The sequence below is a fragment of the Streptomyces sp. NPDC001617 genome, assembly GCF_053596855.1.
This window is the reverse complement of record NZ_JBSFHA010000110.1, coordinates 18711-33706: the sequence shown is the minus strand read 5'-3', so window position 1 is coordinate 33706 and position 14996 is coordinate 18711. Positions and strand designations below refer to the sequence as shown.

The window sequence follows — 14996 nt, the reverse complement described above, 5'->3', positions numbered from 1 at the left end:
GGGTCATGCCGCATCACCTTCTGGAAGAGGGTGTACGCGGCGGGCGCCAGGCTCATCGCCGTACCCGGATGGCCGTTGCCGACCTTCTGTACGGCATCGGCGGCCAGGATCCGCGCGGTGTCGACGGTCCGCTGGTCCAGGTCGGTCCACCAGGAGGCGGCGTCGGTCAAGGGCGGGTTCACGCGGGAGAACTCCTATGTCTGTGTGAGGACAGAAGGAAGAGGGGGCGAGGGGTGATGGACGTCCCTCCCGCCCGGGAGGGACCGGGAGGGACCGGGAGGGACATTCAGGACCGACGGTGCCGTCTACTTGCCCCAGAGCTTCTTGTACGCCTCGCGGTATCCCTTCGGGTCCCAGGAGGAGCCACCACCGCTGTTGGCCGCCGTCGTGATGTGCACCGGCGCGATATAGCCGCTGGCGGGCTTGCCGGTGAAGGCGCGGTTGAACTCGTCGACCATCTGCCAGCCCTGCTCGGACAGCGGCTCGGGCACCGTGGCCGCCTGGAACTGCTTGCTGTTGATGCGCTGGAAGGCCGACGGGTCGCCGTCACCGGCGCCGATGTTGAACGGGGCACCGTTGCCCTGCTTGCCGCCCGACCGCAGCGCGGGCGCCGCGTCGGCGAAGTACAGGTCGTTGATGGCCACCGAGTACGTCCACTTGGTACCGAAGCGGGACAGCAGCGCGGAGACCTCCTGCGGGGTGCGGCTGCTGGCATCGGCGATCGGGATGTTGGAGGTGGACAGCAGCTTGATGTCGGAGCAGGTGGCGAGTTCCTTCTCGATCAGGTCCGACTTTCCCTTGGCGAACGGGATGGAGGCGTCAGTGAAGACCACCACGCCGGCTCGACCGTTGGACTGGCCGATGATCCAGTCGGCGCTGATCTTCGCGACCTCCTCGACCTTGGTGGTGATGTTGCTGAAGAGCTTCGGGTCCGTGCTGGGTCCGGGTGTGCCCACGGCGTGCCAGCCGATGAGTGGGATACCGGCGGCGTTGGCCTGGGCGACCTGGGTGGCGGTCGACTTGGGGTCGAAGCCGGAAAGGACGATGCCGTCGGGCTTCACCGCGACGGCCTGGCTCACCGCGGCCTGGATGCCGGCCGGGGTGCCCTGGCCGTCGATGATCCTCACCTTCCAGCCGATGGCCTTCGCGGCTTCCTTGACCCCTTGGGCGGCGCCCGCGACACCGGGGTTGGTCATGCTCTGGGCGACGTAGACGATCGTCTTGCCGGCCACCGCCTTGGGGCCGGTGGTCGGGCCGCCCCAGGGGGCGTCGACGGCCTCCGCGTCGGCGACCGCCTTCTTCGCCTTCGCCAGTACGGCCGGGCAGCCGGCCTTCGAGGACCCGCCGACGGCGGTGGAGCCGGCGCTCTCGGAGCCCCGGCTGCAGCCGGCGACGGAAGCGGTGAGCACGGTCAGGACGGCCACAGCTCTGAGGGTTGCCTTGCGGGAGGGGTGATACGACACAGCGGTGCTCCTTGAGAACGTACGACAAGCGGGCGGCGAGACTCGAAGGGGAAAGGGCGGGGAGAGGAAGAGGACGGCGATGTGCGTCGGATGCACGTGGGCAGCGCGCGGGGCGTGCGGGCCACGGCCGTCACACGGTCATCCGGTGCGGCCCTGAGGTTCGGCAGCGGTCACGGTGTGCTCGGTGCGTCACTGTCGGACGCACCGGTGGCAGACGTGTTGGTGGCGGGTGTCGGCTGCTGCGTGGCGGGTTCCGTCGCGGGCGCGGACAGTGAGCGGCGGGTGGCGCTGGCGCCGGCCCGCAGCCGACGGCGGGCGGAGTAGCCGGCCAGGCCGACCGCGAGGAGCAGGGTGCCACCGTTGAACAGAGGGGTTGCCCAGAACTCGGCGCCGAGTTGGCCGATGCCCGCGAGTCCGATGGCGAGGATGGTGACGGCGACGACGGTTCCGGCGGCGTTGGCGCGGCCCGGTTTGATGGCCGTGGAGCCGAGCAGGGCGCCGACGAAGGCGGGCAGCAGGTAGTCCATCCCCACGCTCGGGTTGCCGATCTGCTGCTGCGCGGCGAGCAGGACGCCCGCGAACCCGACCACGAGTCCGGACCCGGCGAAGGCGTAGATGCCGTACCGGCGGGTGGGGATGCCGACGAGGTCGGCGGCGCGGGCGTTGGAGCCGATGACGTACAGGTAGCGGCCGAGCGGCAGGCGCTCCAGCAGCAGCCACAGCAACACGGCGAGCGCGAGGACGTAGAAGGCGGGGACGGGCAGGCCGAGGAACTTGGAGTCGTACAGGTCGGTGAAGGCCGGGGGCAGGCCGTGGGGGCCGGGCACGATCCGGGCGCCGTCGGTGATCCAGCCGGTGAAGGCGTACAGGAGGCTGCCGGTGCCGAGGGTGGCGATGAAGGAGTCGATCTTGGCGAACTCGACCAGTAGGCCGTTGAGTACGCCGACGATGCCGCCGCCGACGATGACGACGAGACAGGCCATCGGCCAGGGCCAACCGCTGTTCACGATGAGTTGCATGGCCAGGACGTGGGCGAAGCCCAGTCCGTAACCGACGGAGAGGTCGAACTTGCCCGTGACGATGGGGATCATCGCGCCGAGCGCGAGGATCGCGGGGATCGACTGGTTGGAAAGGATCGACGAGGCGTTGTCCATCGTCGGGAAGGTGTCCGGCAGGGCCAGCGCGAAGATGACGAACAGCAGGACGGTCAGACCGAGGAGGCCATAGGTGCCGATCAGGTGGCCGCCGCGCAGTCGGGCGGCGATCCCGCCGCTGTTCGCGCCCTTGTCGGCGCCGGGTGGCTGCCTGCGCGACCCGTGAGGTATGCCGTTGCCGGCGCCGGCCCCGACTGCCCCTTCCCGCTGTGTGCTCTTGCCGCCCTTGGCCTGCCGACGGGCGGATTCGGTCTCGGTGGCCATCAGTTGTCCGCCGTTCCGGTCAGCGCCGGCATGGCCGACGCGGCGTGGGTGAGTTCGGTGACGGTGAGGGCTTCACCGCTGAGTTCGGCGGTCACGGTGCCCCGTACGAAGACCAGGGCGCGGTGACACACGTCGGCCACCTCCTCGAAGTCGGTGGAGATGAGGAGGACCGCGAGCCCTTGGGCGAGCGCGTCGTCGAGCAGGCGGTAGATCTCCGCCTTGGCGCCTACGTCGACTCCCGCGGTCGGCTCCTCCAGGATCACGACGCGCCTGCTCAGACGCAGCCAGCGGCCGATCATGACCTTCTGCTGGTTGCCACCGGAGAGGGTCGCGATGGGTGCCTCGGAGTTGGCCGGCCGTACGTCGAACCTCTTGACCAGCGACGTCGCTTCGGCACGCTCGCGGGACGGGCTGATCCAACGCCACGGGGATCGGCTGTCGGCACGCGGGTTGGCCAGGAAGTTCTCCCGTACGGTGAGTTCGAGGGCACAGCCCTCCTCCTGGCGGTTGCTGGTGACGAAGCCGATGCCCGCGTCGACGGCCGCGGCGGTCGACCCCGGCCGGTACGGCATGCCGTCGAGCAGTGCCTCTCCGTCCTGGATGGGCCGGGACCCGGCGAGGGCACGGCCGAGGTCCATGTGGCCGGCGCCGGTGAGGCCGACCATGCCGAGGACCTCCCCGGCGCGCAGTTCCAGGTCGACGGGGCCTGCGCCGTCCGTGGTGACGCCGGTGAGGCGCAGCACGGTGGCGGCCTCGACGCCGGTGGCCTTGGGGCCGGGTTCCGGACGGTGGCTCTCCGGCTCGTGACCGACGATGTCGCGCACGATGCGGTCGGGGCCGTTCTCGGCGAGGCGGCCCTCGCTGATGAGGTGGCCGTCGCGGAGGACGGCGAAGCTGTCGGCGACCTGGTAGACCTCGTCGAGCCGGTGGCTGACGTAGACGATGCCGTGCCCGCGGTCGCGCAGGGTGTGCAGGACCTCGAAGAGCCGGGCGCAGTCCGCGGCGGGCAGGCTCGCGGTGGGTTCGTCGAGGACGATCAGCCGGGCCCGGGTGGACAGGGCGCGGGCGATGGCGACGAGGGACCGCTCGGCGCGGGTGAGGTCGGCGACCGCGGCGTCCGGGTCGAGGTGACCGGCGACGATGTCCAGCGCCTCCGTGCTGCGCTCGCGGACCTGCCGCCAGGAGACGAGTCCCGCGCGGCGCGGGTAGCCGGTGCCCAGGGCGATGTTCTCGGCGACCGTCATCCACTCGACCAGACCGAGGTCCTGGTGGATGAAGGACATCTCCGCCAAGGCGGCATCGGTGCCGAGGGGGTGGCCGGCGACGGTGACCTCGCCCTGGTCGGCCCGGTAGACCCCGGCGAGGATCTTGATGAGGGTGGATTTTCCCGCACCATTGTGACCCAATAGGGCAAGAACGCTGCCGGAGTGGATGTCGAGGTCGACATCGGCGAGGGCGAGAGTGCCGCCGAACCGCTTGCGCAGCCCCCGGATACCTACCAGGGGTGGATGTAGAGCTGTGTCGGCTGTGTCATCGGGAGCGTCATACACGGACTTCTCCGAAGGGATCTGCCAGCCGAGGACCATTCCGTCGGCTCGTCCAGAATCCTGTACACCCACCAGCATGTTGGTCAATAGCTCCGCTGGCATTTATTGCCCCAAAGTTACGGCGGCCGTACGGGAGGATCTCCGTACGGCCGCCGCGGGGTGGCACTGAAGGGGCGTCGAACAGGCCCGGGAGCTCAGCCGCCGCCGGGCGGCGCACCCTGAGGAAGCATGGGGTTCTCCAGCCCCGCCGCGATGACCCGCAGGTCCTTCAGCAGCGCCTCGCGGAACTCGTCGTCGAGCCGAGCCTTGAGCACAGTGACGCTGATCGCGAACGGCGCCGAGTCCGTACGGAAGCCGTTGACCGGCACGGAAAGGCAGAGGATGCCCGCCGTGGTCTCCTCGTCGTCGATCGCGTAGCCGCGCTCCCGGGTCTTGGCCAGGTCCGCCATCAGCGCCGGGACGGAGGTGATGGACCGCGCGCTGAGCGCGGGCAGGGTGCGGCCGCGCAGCCGGTCCTCGGCCACCGCCGGGTCCAGGGTGGACAGGATGGCCTTGCCGGTGGCCGTGCAGTTCGCCGGGAAGCGGTCGCCGATGTTGGCGGTCAGCCGCAAGGGCTGCGTGCCGTCATAACGCCCCAGATAGAGGACGTCCAGGCCGTCGAGTACGGCGACCCGGGCGGTCTCCCGCGAGATGTGGGCGCTGCGCCGGCACAGCTCGTAGAAGTCGCGTAGCTGATCGACGGTGGCCAGGTAGCGGCCGCCGAGCTCGACGAGCTTGCGCCCCAGGCCGAAGCCCGAGCCGTTGCGCGCGATCATGCCGGCCGCCTCCAGCGAGGCGCAGAGATTGCCCGTCGAGGACTTCGGCAGGCCCAGGGCGCGCGCGAGCTCACTCACCGACAGCGGGCGGCCCTCCGCCTCACCGAGTGCGTCGAGGATCGCCACGGCCCGCGTCACGGCGGGGACAAGTCCGCCCGGGTCACTTGCGCTCACCAGTATCTCCACCCATCATTCTGTTCGTCGTTCAGCATATTGGCTATTGTCTCTCGTGTGCCCCCGAACGACAATGCCGTCGGCGCATGCTTTGCCGTCGAGATTCTCCGCATCCCTTCGGGACTACTCGACCGTAGCGCGCCCTCCGGGCCGGCCGACGACACCCTCCGAGCCTTGGAGCGTTGAGCAGCAAATGACCAGCACCCCGCACGATCCACCCCCCAACGGCCCCCCGCTGTCCCGCGAGGAGTTCGACGCGCTCTTCGACGAGCTGAGCACCTGGGGCCGCTGGGCCCCGGACGAGGCCGACCGCGGCGCGTGGAACCGGGTCACCCCCGAGCACGCACAGCGCGCCGCCGCACTGGTCCGCACCGGCACCACCGTCCCGACGGCCCTGCCGTGGAACACGGCGCCCGGCCCGGACAACGGCAAGCCCGCGCTCCACTACATGTCCGACCTCGGCGACGTCGAAGCCCCCGAACCGTCCTGCCACAAGGACTTCATCGCCGTCGACTACCACGGCAAGGGCGTCAGCCACCTCGACGCGCTCTCCCACATCGCCTACCGCGGACAGCTCTACGACGGCCGCACCGCACGCGAGGTCGTCGACGCCGGCGGCGCCCGCTTCGGCGCGGTCTCCGCACTCGGCCCGCTGGTGACCAAGGGCGTACTGATCGACCTGCCCGCCGTCCTCGGCACCGACTGGCTGGAGCCCGGCCGGGCCGTGCACGCCGAGGAGGTCGCCGCCGCGGAGAAGGCCCTCGGTGTCACCATCGGCGACGGCGACGCGGTGCTGCTGCGCTCGGGCCACTTCCGGCGCCGGGCCGAACTCGGCGCCTGGAACCCGGACAACGCCAGCGCCGGCTTCCACGTGGACGCCATGCCTCTGTTCGCCGAGCGCGGGATCGCGCTGCTCGGCGGCGACGGCGACAGCGACGTACGGCCCTCGCCCGTCGAAGGGCTGCACTCCCCCGTGCACGCCCTCGCGATCACCGCCATGGGCGTACCGCTGCTGGACAACCTCGACCTCGAAGCGCTCTCCGCCGCGTGCGCGCAGGCCGGCCGCTACGAGTTCCTGTTCGTCGTGGCGCCGCTGAACGTCCCCGGCGGCACGGGTTCGCCCGTCAACCCGATCGCGGTGCTGTGATGGGCGCCGCGCAGTTCAGAGTCGGCGTCAGCCGGGACTTCCTGGACGCGGACGGACGCAATGTGTGGGGCGACATCCGGCTCGGCGAACTCGACGCCGCCGGGGTCGACTGGCACTACCTGCCGCGCGACACCGGGGAACTCCTCGCGAGTGACGTCGACGGCCTGGACGCCGTCCTGTTCGCCGGCCCCGCCGTCACGGCGCGCACCTTCGAGGGCGCCGTCCGCCCGCCGCTGCTCTTCGCCCGCTTCGGCGTCGGCTACGACGCCGTCGACCTCGAGGAATGCACCCGCAACGGCGCCCTGGTGACGATCACTCCGGACGGCGCCCGGCGCCCGGTCGCCACGGCCGCCCTCACCCTGCTCCTCGCCGTGCTGCACAACGTGACCGCCAAGGACCGGCTGGTACGGGAGGGGCGCTGGGCCGAGAAGGAAGGGTGGATGGGCCTCGGACTCACCGGCCGCCGTATCGGGCTGATCGGCCTCGGCAACACCGCCCGCGATCTGGTCGGACTGCTGCGGCCCTTCGAGGTCGACATGGTGGCGTACGACCCGTACTGCCCGCCGGAGGTCGCCGCCGGGCTCGGCGTACGGCTCGCGGACGTCGACACCGTGATGGCTCAGACCGACGCCGTGATCGTGATGTGCGCGCTGACGGAGGAGACGCGTCATCTCGTCGACGCGCGGCGGCTGGCTCTGATGAAGCCCACGGCGGTTCTCCTCAATGTCGCTCGCGGACCCATCGTCGACGAGGCCGCGCTGATCGAGGCCCTGCGCGTACGGCGCATCAGGGGCGCCGGACTGGACGTGTTCGAGAGCGAACCGCCCGCCTCCGACAACCCGTTGCTGGGCATGGACCAGGTCGTGCTCAGCCCGCACGCCCTGGCGTGGACCGACGAGATGTCCGCCGGGAACGGCGGCAGCGCAGTCCGCGCCGTACTGGAGGTGGCGGCAGGCCGCGTACCGCCCTTTGTCGTCAACCGGGATGTGATCGACAGCCCCCGGCTGACCGACCGACTCGCCGAATTGACGACTCGTCAGGACCCCACCCGGGCGGGAGCCGGCGCATGAGCCCTGACACGGGCCACGGCACAGCGACCGTCGGTTTCCTGGGGCTCGGCGCGATGGGACTGCCCATGGCGGTGAACCTCGCCCGGGCAGGTTTCGACGTGCTCGCCTGGAACCGCGGCCGGGCCCCTCTTGAGGCCGCCGCGGCCGCCGGATGCCGCACCGCCGACAGCCCGGAGCAGGTGGCCGCCGCCGCACCGGTCGTCCTCACCATGCTCCCCGACCTCCCTCAGGTGATCGAGGTGCTCGGCGGCCCTGGCGGACTGCGCTCCGGTCAGCCGGTCATGGACACCCTGGTCGTGATGGGCACCGTCTCCCCGGTCGCGGTGCGCGAGCTGGCGGCGAAGCTGCGGCCGCAGGGCATCGCGGTCGTCGACGCCCCCGTCAGCGGCGGGGTGACCGGCGCCCGCGACGCCACCCTGTCGATCATGGCCGGGGGCCCGGTGGAGACGGTCGCACGGATCCACCCGTATCTGGAGGCAATGGGCTCGACCGTACGGCGCATGGGGGACACCGGAGGCGGATCACTCGCCAAGGCGTGCAACCAGCTCGTCGTCGCCGGGACGCTGGTCGCGATCGCCGAGGCCGTACTGCTCGGCGAACTCGGCGGCCTCGAACCCGCGGCACTGCTCGACGTACTGGCCGGTGGCCTCGCCTCCTCCGAGGTGCTCGCACAGAAACGGCACCACCTGGCCGAGGGCGATTTCACCCCGTCCGGCCCGGCCCGCTACCTCCACAAGGACCTCGGGTTCGTCCTGGACAGCGCCGCCGACGCACACGTCACGCTGCCGCTCTCCACGACCGTTGCCGACCTCTACGCGGCCGTCGAGGCCCAGGGCCTGGGCGACCTGGACAACAGCGTCGTCCTCGGCCTACTGCGCGGCGACTCGTCCAACTCCCCTCACCGCACGAAGGACTGAAGACACATGCAGGTAGGAATCGTCGGCCTCGGACGCATGGGCGGCAACATGGCAGCCCGATGGCGGGACCGCGGCCACGAGGTACTCGGCTACAGCCGAACCTCCCCCGACCGCGACGCCGACTCCATGGAGGAACTCGTCGCGAAGCTCGCCGGACCCCGCGTGGTGTGGCTGATGCTCCCCTCGGGCGAACCGACCCGCCAGACCCTGCGGCAGCTCGGGGAGCTGCTGTCCCCCGGCGACGTGATCGTCGAGGGCGGCAACTCGCGCTTCAGCGACGACACCGAGCATGCCCTGATGCTCGCCGAGCACGGCATCGGCTACGTCGACTGCGGTGTCAGCGGCGGCGTCTGGGGCCGTGAGAACGGCTATGCCGTGATGTGCGGCGGCGAGGACGAACACGTACGGCGCGTCTGGCCGCTGCTGGAGTCGCTCGCCCCCGACGAGGACGGGCTGTGCCATGCCGGCCCGGTCGGCGCCGGCCACTACGCCAAGATGGTCCACAACGGCATCGAGTACGGCATGATGCAGGCGCTCGCCGAGGGCTACGAACTGCTGGAGGCCAGTGAGTATGTGCCTGATGTGCCCAAGGTGCTCGCCTCCTGGCGGCACGGCACGGTCGTCCGCTCCTGGCTGCTCGATCTTCTCGTGCGGGCCCTGGACGAGGACCCGGGCCTGGCCACCCTCTCCGGTCGCGTCGACGACTCCGGCGAGGGCCGCTGGACGGTCGAGGAGGCGGTACGCCTCTCCGTGTCCGCCCCCGCCATGACCGCGGCTCTCTTCGCCCGCTTTGCCTCCCGCAAGCCAGACGCGGACCAGCTCAAGGCCCTCGCGGCGATGCGCCGGCAGTTCGGCGGCCACGCGGTGCACGACGCCGACGCGGTCACCACAGCCAAGGCGTGAGTGCCGGCGGCGGCCGGAAGGACGAAGAAGAAGGTGGCCGAGGGCTGACGCTGCTGGTCGCCGGGGCATTCTTCATGGAGAACCTCGACGGCACGATCATTTCGACCGCCGCCCCCGACATGGCTGCGTCCTTCGGGGTGCGGCCGGCCGACATCGGCGTCGCCATGACGGCGTATCTCGTCGCGCTGGCCGTGTTCATCCCGGCGAGCGGTTGGACCGCCGACCGCTACGGCGCCCGCCGGGTCTTCGCCTGGGCGATCGCCGTGTTCACCCTCGCGTCGGCACTCTGCGCGGCGGCCTGCCAGTTGCCCGGGCTGGTCGCGATGCGCGTCGCACAGGGCGTCGGCGGGGCGCTGATGGTGCCCGTTGGCAGACTGGCGGTACTGCGCTCCACCCGGAAGTCCGATCTGCTGCGTGCGGTCGCCTGGCTGACCTGGCCCGGTCTGCTAGCCCCGGTCCTGGCACCGGGGCTGGGCGGACTGTTCACGACGTACGCCTCCTGGCACTGGATCTTTCTGATCAATGTGCCGCTGGGCGTGCTGGCGTTGCCGTTCGCCCTGCGGCTCGTTCCCGATCTCCGGCAGACGGAACGCCCCCCTCTCGACTGGGTGGGCTTCGGGGCCGGCGGCGCCGGGCCGGCGGCCGTGGTGCTGGGGCTGGAGCGGTTCGGGGATGCGCCCGCCGCCTGGGGCGCGGGCGCGTCCTGGCTCACCGCGGGGGTCGCGCTCTGTCTCCTGACGGTACGTCACCTGCAGTGTAGGCAAGGACCGTTGCTCGACCTCGGAGCGCTGAAGGTGGACACCTTCCGGGTGTCGAACGCGAGTGGGGCCCTGTTCCGCGCGGCCATCACCGCGGTGCCGTTCCTGCTGCCCCTGATGTTCCAGGGGGCCTTCGGCTGGAGCGCGGCCACCGCCGGACTGGTGCTCATCGCGGTGTTCGCGGGCAACGTCGCCGTCAAGCCGCTCACCACTCCGCTGCTGCGCCGGTTCGGCTTCCGTACGGTGCTGCTGGTGAACGGGGTCGCGACGGCGGTGACCTTCGTGTTGTGCGGGCTGCTCGGCCCGCACACGCCGATGGCCGTCGTGCTGTCCGTGCTGTTCGTGAGCGGTATGTGCCGGTCGGTCTCGCTCAGCGCGTACGCGACGATCGGCTTCGCCGACATCGAGGCGGACCGCACCAGCGGCGCCAACGCGCTCTCCAGCACGGTGCAACAGCTCGCCGCCGGCCTCGGGGTCGCCTTCGGCGCCCTGGCGCTGCACGCGGCGGGCCCGATCGCGCCCCTCCTCGGGCTGGTCGGACCCACCGCTCCCTACCGGGTGGCGTTCGCGCTGCTCGCACTGCTTCCCCTGATCACGGTCGCGGAGGCGGTACGGCTCCGGCGGGATGCCGGGGCGGTGGTCACCGGTGCGGCTCCTGGACCCCGCGCAGGAGTTGGTACAGCTGCTCGCTGAGCCCCCGGGTCTCCGCCAGCCGCCGCGCCGCCGTCGGGTCCGGGGTCACCGTGCGGTGGGCGCGGGCACCCGGCACGGGGGCGGTCAGCGAGGGCAGGGCACCGAGCGCATGCCGCGCCAGCAGCGCGGCACCGAAGCCCGAGCCCGCGGCGTCGTCGGTGATCTCCAGAGGCATGTCGAGCGCGGCGGCGACGATCTCCGCCCAAAGGTCGGACCGCAGCGCACCCCCGGTGGCCCGTACCGAGGTGATCGGGGCATCGGCGGCGAGCAAGGAGTCGCGCACGAGGGCGAGTTGCTGCCCGACACCCTCGACCATGGCCCGGGTCATGTGGGCCCTGCCATGTCCGCGGCGCAGCCCGATCAGCGCGCCGCGCGCCTCCGGATCCCACCACGGTGCGCGTTCCCCGAGCAGATGCGGCAGGGCGATCAAGCCTTCGGCGCCGGGCTCCACCTCCGCCGCCTCCTTCAGCAGATCGCCGACGTCGACGCCACCGAAGGACTCGGCCGCCCACTGGGCGACGACCCCGGCGTTGCTGACCGCCCCGCCGAGCACCCACAGGCCGTCGGCGAGGTAGTAGCAGAACACCCGGCAGCGTTCGTCCACGCCCGGCCGGTCGCGTACGACGCGGAGGGCGCCGCTGGTGCCGAGGGACAGGGCGGCGGTGGCCGGCGCGGTGGCCCCGACGGCGAGATTGGCCAGCGGGCCGTCACCGGCGCCCGCCACCACGGGCAGCCCGGCGGGCAGGCCCAGCGCGGCGGCGGCTTCCGGGAGCAGTGCGAACACGGCGGTCGGCGGCACCAGTTCGGGCAGCCGGTCGGCGCTCACCCCGGCGATGTCGAGGGCGGGGCCGTGCCATCGAGTGGTGCGCATGTCGAGCAGGCCGGTGGCGGAGGCACAGGACAGGTCGGTGACCAGCCTGCCGGTGAACCGCGACAGGACGTAGTCCTTCAGGCCGCACCAGGAGGCCGTACGCCGGACGAGTTCCGGCTCGTGTGCCGCGAACCAGGCGAGTTTGGTGAGCGGGGCCATGGAGTGCACGGGGGTTCCCGTCGCCCGGTGCAGCGCGTCTGCCTCAGCGCTCTCGATGCTTGCGCCGCTGCTGATTCCAGCCCGGCCGCTCCCGGTGCCCCGCCTGCTCGCGGGCGCCCGCAGACGTCTGGCGATGCCGGCAGCCCGGGTGTCCGCCCAGCTCAGCGCCGGGGTCAGCGGTTCACCCAAGGAGTCCAGGGCGAGCAGGGTGTGCAGGGCCGCGCTGAAGGACAGGGCAGCGACCGAGAGCCCGCGCGCGGCGCAGAGCCCGGCGCTCTCCCGTACCGCTTCGACGACACCGGCCAGCACCGTCTCCGGATCGTGGACGGCTTCCCCGTTCCGCCCGGTGTGCAGGGGTGCGGGCCGCTCGCCGGTCGAGATGACCCGGTACCCGCCGTCCACCGCGACCACTTTCGTCGCGGTGGTGCCCAGGTCGATGCCGAGCACCACCTGGGTCTCGTCCTTCATCACCGTCTTCGTCTCCGTTTCCGTCTCGGCGGGGTGTGCTGTTCCGTGGAGCCACATGGGTGCCGGCCCCGCACCCGGGGGCAGGGTCACGGGGCACGGGGCCGGCTGTCTCAGGGGCCGCTGTCGCGAACCCGGGCCACCGAAGGGCCGGATCGCTCAGCGGGCGTCGGCGGGATCGGTGAGGTCCCGACCCCGGGTCTCCGGGGTGGCGAAGGTGGTGACGAACGTGATCAGCGAGAGGACCGATGCCGACGGTGATGACCACGCAGATCAGCACGCTGTTCCCGGAGCTCATCAGCGCGAAGGCGGGGACGGCGAAGATCGCCTGGAACAGTGCGGCCATCCGGTAGAGCGGGAGCCGGCCGATCCGGTCGGACAGCATGCCGAACAGCGGGATGGTGCCGATACCGGCGAGCGAGGCGCAGGCCACGGCCAGCGGGCCGACCGGGTTGGAGACGCCGACCACAGTGGTCACGTAACGGGGCCGAAGCGGTGCCGTAGAGGGCGAAGTCGTAGCACTCAAGGGCACTGCCCACCGAACTGGTGACGAGCGCGCGGCGCAAACCGGGATTCTTCCGGTCACTGTCGCCGTCGGCGGGCCGGAATGTCTTCGTTGGCACCTGCACGGGATGCCGCCTTCCGTCTCAACGGACGTGGAAACACGCCGTACATCTGCGGACGCCGAGGACCGTAACAGCATGCGGGACTCAAGCCAATATGTTGAACGGGCGGGGCCCGCGAGGGCGCGCATCCGACTTGCCACTTTCAACCCTTAAGCCCCATTTGACCAGAGATTACATCGCGAACTGCCCTTCCGTGAGGCGTTTCGTGCCACCGCACAGTTGCACTCCTCCATCCTGGAGTTCAATATGTTGGCCTGCGTACAGTATTTGGTTCTGGAGGTAGGTCTGAGTGTCAGGACATCCGGAGGTGGGCGTCGCCGGGCTCGGGGTCATGGGGTCAGCCATCGCCCGCAGGCTGCTGCGGCGTGAACGCACCGTGCGGGTCTACGACGTCCGGCAGGACGCGGTGGCGGAACTCGCCAGGGACGGGGCGGAACCGGTGGACTCGGCGGCACAGCTCGCCGCGTCCTCCGTGGTGATCCTCTCCCTCAACACCGCCGACATCGTCGAACAGGTGGTCTTCGGCCCGGATGGGCTCCTCACCGCCACGTCCGACGGCGTACTCGTCATCGACATGTCGAGCATCGACCCCGGGCGCACCCGCGCCTTCGCCGAACGGGCCGCGAAGCTCGGTGCCGGCTGGGTCGACGCCCCCTTGTCGGGCGGTGCGCCGGGCGCGGAACGCGGTGAGCTGACGCTGATGCTCGGTGGTGAGGAGGAAGACGTGGAACGGGCGCTGGCCGTGCTCGGGGCGCTCTCCTCCCGGCTCACCCACATCGGCCCGCCCGGCTCCGGGCAGCTGGTCAAATCCGTCAACCAGGTGCTGGTCGGCTGCGGATTCGCGGCCCTCGCCGAGGCCGCTGCCCTGGTGCGTGCGGCCGGTCTGCCGCCACGGCACGTACAGGCGGCTCTCACCGGGGGCAGAGCCGACTCTGCGCTGCTCCAGGAGTTCTTCGTCAAGTTCGCCGAAGTCGACCTCACGCCCACCGGGCGGGTCAGCAACATGGTCAAGGACCTGGAGGCGGCCCGCGACTACGCGCGCTCGGCGGGAGTGCCGCTGCCGGTCACCACCGCCGTCTCCGAGCTGCACCGCTGGCTGGCTGCCGCTGGTCACGGCGACGCCGACAACGCCGCGCTCATGCACTACTACGGATACGGAAACGGTCCGACGGGAGGCCAGTCGTGACGGTTTCAGCCAAGGGCCCCGCGCTGTTCGACCTCTCCGGACGGCTGGCCCTGGTCACCGGTTCCAGCAAGGGCATCGGAGCCGCCCTGGCGGCTGGACTGGCCGAGGCCGGCGCCGAACTCATCCTCAACGGCCGCGATCCCGAGGCCCTGGAACGCGCCCGGGTCGAACTCGCCGAACGCACCGGGACCAAGGTGCACGCCGCGCCCTTCGACGTCACCGACGAGACGGCCGTACAGGCGGCGGTCCAGGAGATCGAGGACCGGCTCGGCCCACTGGACATCCTGGTCAACAACACGGGCGTACAGCACCGCGAACCACTCCTCCAGGTCGCCGCCGAGAATTTCGAACGGGTCCTGCAGACCAACCTCACCAGCGCCTTCCTGGTCGGGCGCGCTGTGGCCGCGGGCATGGTCGGACGCGGCCACGGAAAGATCGTCAACATCTGTTCCGTACAGACCTGGCTCGCCCGTCCGGGCATCGCCGCCTATGCGGCATCCAAGGGCGGTCTCGCGATGCTGACCCGGGGCATGTGCGCGGAATGGGCCGGGTCGGGGCTGACGGTCAACGGACTGGCGCCCGGCTATGTGGTCACCGAACTGACCCGCCCGCTCGTCGACGACCCGGCCTTCGACTCCTGGATCCGGGGCCGCACCCCGGCCGGGCGCTGGGCCTCCGTCGAAGATCTCGTCGGAACGCTGGTGTGGCTCGCCGCCCCCGCGTCGGACTTCGTCAACGGCCAGGTGATCGCCGTCGACGGCGGCCTGACCGCGGTCATCTGAGA

Annotated in this window: 13 protein-coding genes; 7 read left to right on the top strand and 6 right to left on the bottom strand. The window is 71.1% G+C overall.

Annotated features, from left to right (window positions below; translation table 11 throughout):
• The 5 genes from ACWC09_RS46605 to ACWC09_RS46585 all read right to left on the bottom strand — a co-directional run.
• On the bottom strand, positions 1-182 hold a 182-nt coding region (locus ACWC09_RS46605; protein WP_450857649.1), incomplete at its 3' end, for a hypothetical protein.
• 123 nt (positions 183-305) lie between these two features.
• The gene (locus ACWC09_RS46600; protein ID WP_450857648.1) at positions 306-1463 is read right to left on the bottom strand and encodes a substrate-binding domain-containing protein; all 1158 of its coding nucleotides are present in this window, start codon (positions 1461-1463) and stop codon (positions 306-308) included.
• 170 nt (positions 1464-1633) lie between these two features.
• Positions 1634-2881, bottom strand: a complete 1248-nt coding sequence (locus ACWC09_RS46595; protein ID WP_450857646.1) for an ABC transporter permease — start codon at positions 2879-2881, stop codon at positions 1634-1636.
• Positions 2881-4431 carry a sugar ABC transporter ATP-binding protein gene (locus tag ACWC09_RS46590; RefSeq protein WP_450857644.1) on the bottom strand — a complete coding sequence of 517 codons (1551 nt, stop codon included), beginning with the start codon at positions 4429-4431 and terminating at the stop codon, positions 2881-2883. The genes ACWC09_RS46595 and ACWC09_RS46590 overlap by 1 nt, the downstream gene beginning before the upstream one ends.
• A 191-nt stretch (positions 4432-4622) precedes the next feature.
• Positions 4623-5417, bottom strand: a complete 795-nt coding sequence (locus tag ACWC09_RS46585; RefSeq protein WP_450857642.1) for an IclR family transcriptional regulator — start codon at positions 5415-5417, stop codon at positions 4623-4625.
• A 193-nt stretch (positions 5418-5610) separates the two neighbouring features.
• Here ACWC09_RS46585 and ACWC09_RS46580 point away from each other — a divergent pair, with 193 nt between their 5' ends.
• Genes ACWC09_RS46580 through ACWC09_RS46560 form a run of 5 tightly spaced genes read left to right on the top strand, consistent with a single transcriptional unit; the run spans position 5611 to position 10905 of the window.
• On the top strand, positions 5611-6564 hold the full coding sequence (locus tag ACWC09_RS46580) for a cyclase family protein (protein ID WP_450857640.1): 954 nt from the start codon (positions 5611-5613) through the stop codon (positions 6562-6564).
• On the top strand, positions 6564-7634 hold the full coding sequence (locus ACWC09_RS46575; RefSeq protein ID WP_450857638.1) for an NAD(P)-dependent oxidoreductase: 1071 nt from the start codon (positions 6564-6566) through the stop codon (positions 7632-7634). Before ACWC09_RS46580 ends, ACWC09_RS46575 begins: the two co-directional genes overlap by 1 nt.
• Entirely contained in the window at positions 7631-8551 is a 921-nt protein-coding gene (locus ACWC09_RS46570) for an NAD(P)-dependent oxidoreductase (protein WP_450857636.1), read from the top strand. The genes ACWC09_RS46575 and ACWC09_RS46570 overlap by 4 nt, the downstream gene beginning before the upstream one ends.
• Positions 8552-8557: 6 nt before the next feature.
• Positions 8558-9454 carry a phosphogluconate dehydrogenase (NAD(+)-dependent, decarboxylating) gene (gene gnd / locus ACWC09_RS46565; protein ID WP_450857634.1) on the top strand — a complete coding sequence of 299 codons (897 nt, stop codon included), beginning with the start codon at positions 8558-8560 and terminating at the stop codon, positions 9452-9454.
• On the top strand, positions 9451-10905 hold the full coding sequence (locus ACWC09_RS46560) for an MFS transporter (RefSeq protein WP_450857633.1): 1455 nt from the start codon (positions 9451-9453) through the stop codon (positions 10903-10905). Before gnd ends, ACWC09_RS46560 begins: the two co-directional genes overlap by 4 nt.
• On the opposite strand, the gene ACWC09_RS46555 is transcribed toward ACWC09_RS46560, so the two are convergent.
• Entirely contained in the window at positions 10853-12403 is a 1551-nt protein-coding gene (locus tag ACWC09_RS46555; protein WP_450857631.1) for a gluconokinase, read from the bottom strand. The genes ACWC09_RS46560 and ACWC09_RS46555 overlap by 53 nt on opposite strands.
• A 912-nt stretch (positions 12404-13315) precedes the next feature.
• Between ACWC09_RS46555 and ACWC09_RS46550 the strand changes: the two genes are divergently transcribed.
• Entirely contained in the window at positions 13316-14212 is an 897-nt protein-coding gene (locus ACWC09_RS46550; RefSeq protein WP_450857629.1) for an NAD(P)-dependent oxidoreductase, read from the top strand.
• Positions 14209-14994 carry an SDR family oxidoreductase gene (locus ACWC09_RS46545; RefSeq protein WP_450857627.1) on the top strand — a complete coding sequence of 262 codons (786 nt, stop codon included), beginning with the start codon at positions 14209-14211 and terminating at the stop codon, positions 14992-14994. The genes ACWC09_RS46550 and ACWC09_RS46545 overlap by 4 nt, the downstream gene beginning before the upstream one ends.
• Positions 14995-14996 lie beyond the last annotated feature (2 nt).

What these genes read in the sequence shown, in the direction of transcription:
- ACWC09_RS46570 (WP_450857636.1), top strand. Translation starts at nt 7,631, where the DNA reads ATGAGCCCTGACACGGGCCACGGCACAGCGACCGTCGGTTTCCTGGGG.
- gnd (WP_450857634.1), top strand. Translation starts at nt 8,558, where the DNA reads ATGCAGGTAGGAATCGTCGGCCTCGGACGCATGGGCGGCAACATGGCA.
- ACWC09_RS46595 (WP_450857646.1), bottom strand. Translation starts at nt 2,881, where the DNA reads ATGGCCACCGAGACCGAATCCGCCCGTCGGCAGGCCAAGGGCGGCAAG.
- ACWC09_RS46555 (WP_450857631.1), bottom strand. Translation starts at nt 12,403, where the DNA reads ATGAAGGACGAGACCCAGGTGGTGCTCGGCATCGACCTGGGCACCACC.
- ACWC09_RS46580 (WP_450857640.1), top strand. Translation starts at nt 5,611, where the DNA reads ATGACCAGCACCCCGCACGATCCACCCCCCAACGGCCCCCCGCTGTCC.
- ACWC09_RS46575 (WP_450857638.1), top strand. Translation starts at nt 6,564, where the DNA reads ATGGGCGCCGCGCAGTTCAGAGTCGGCGTCAGCCGGGACTTCCTGGAC.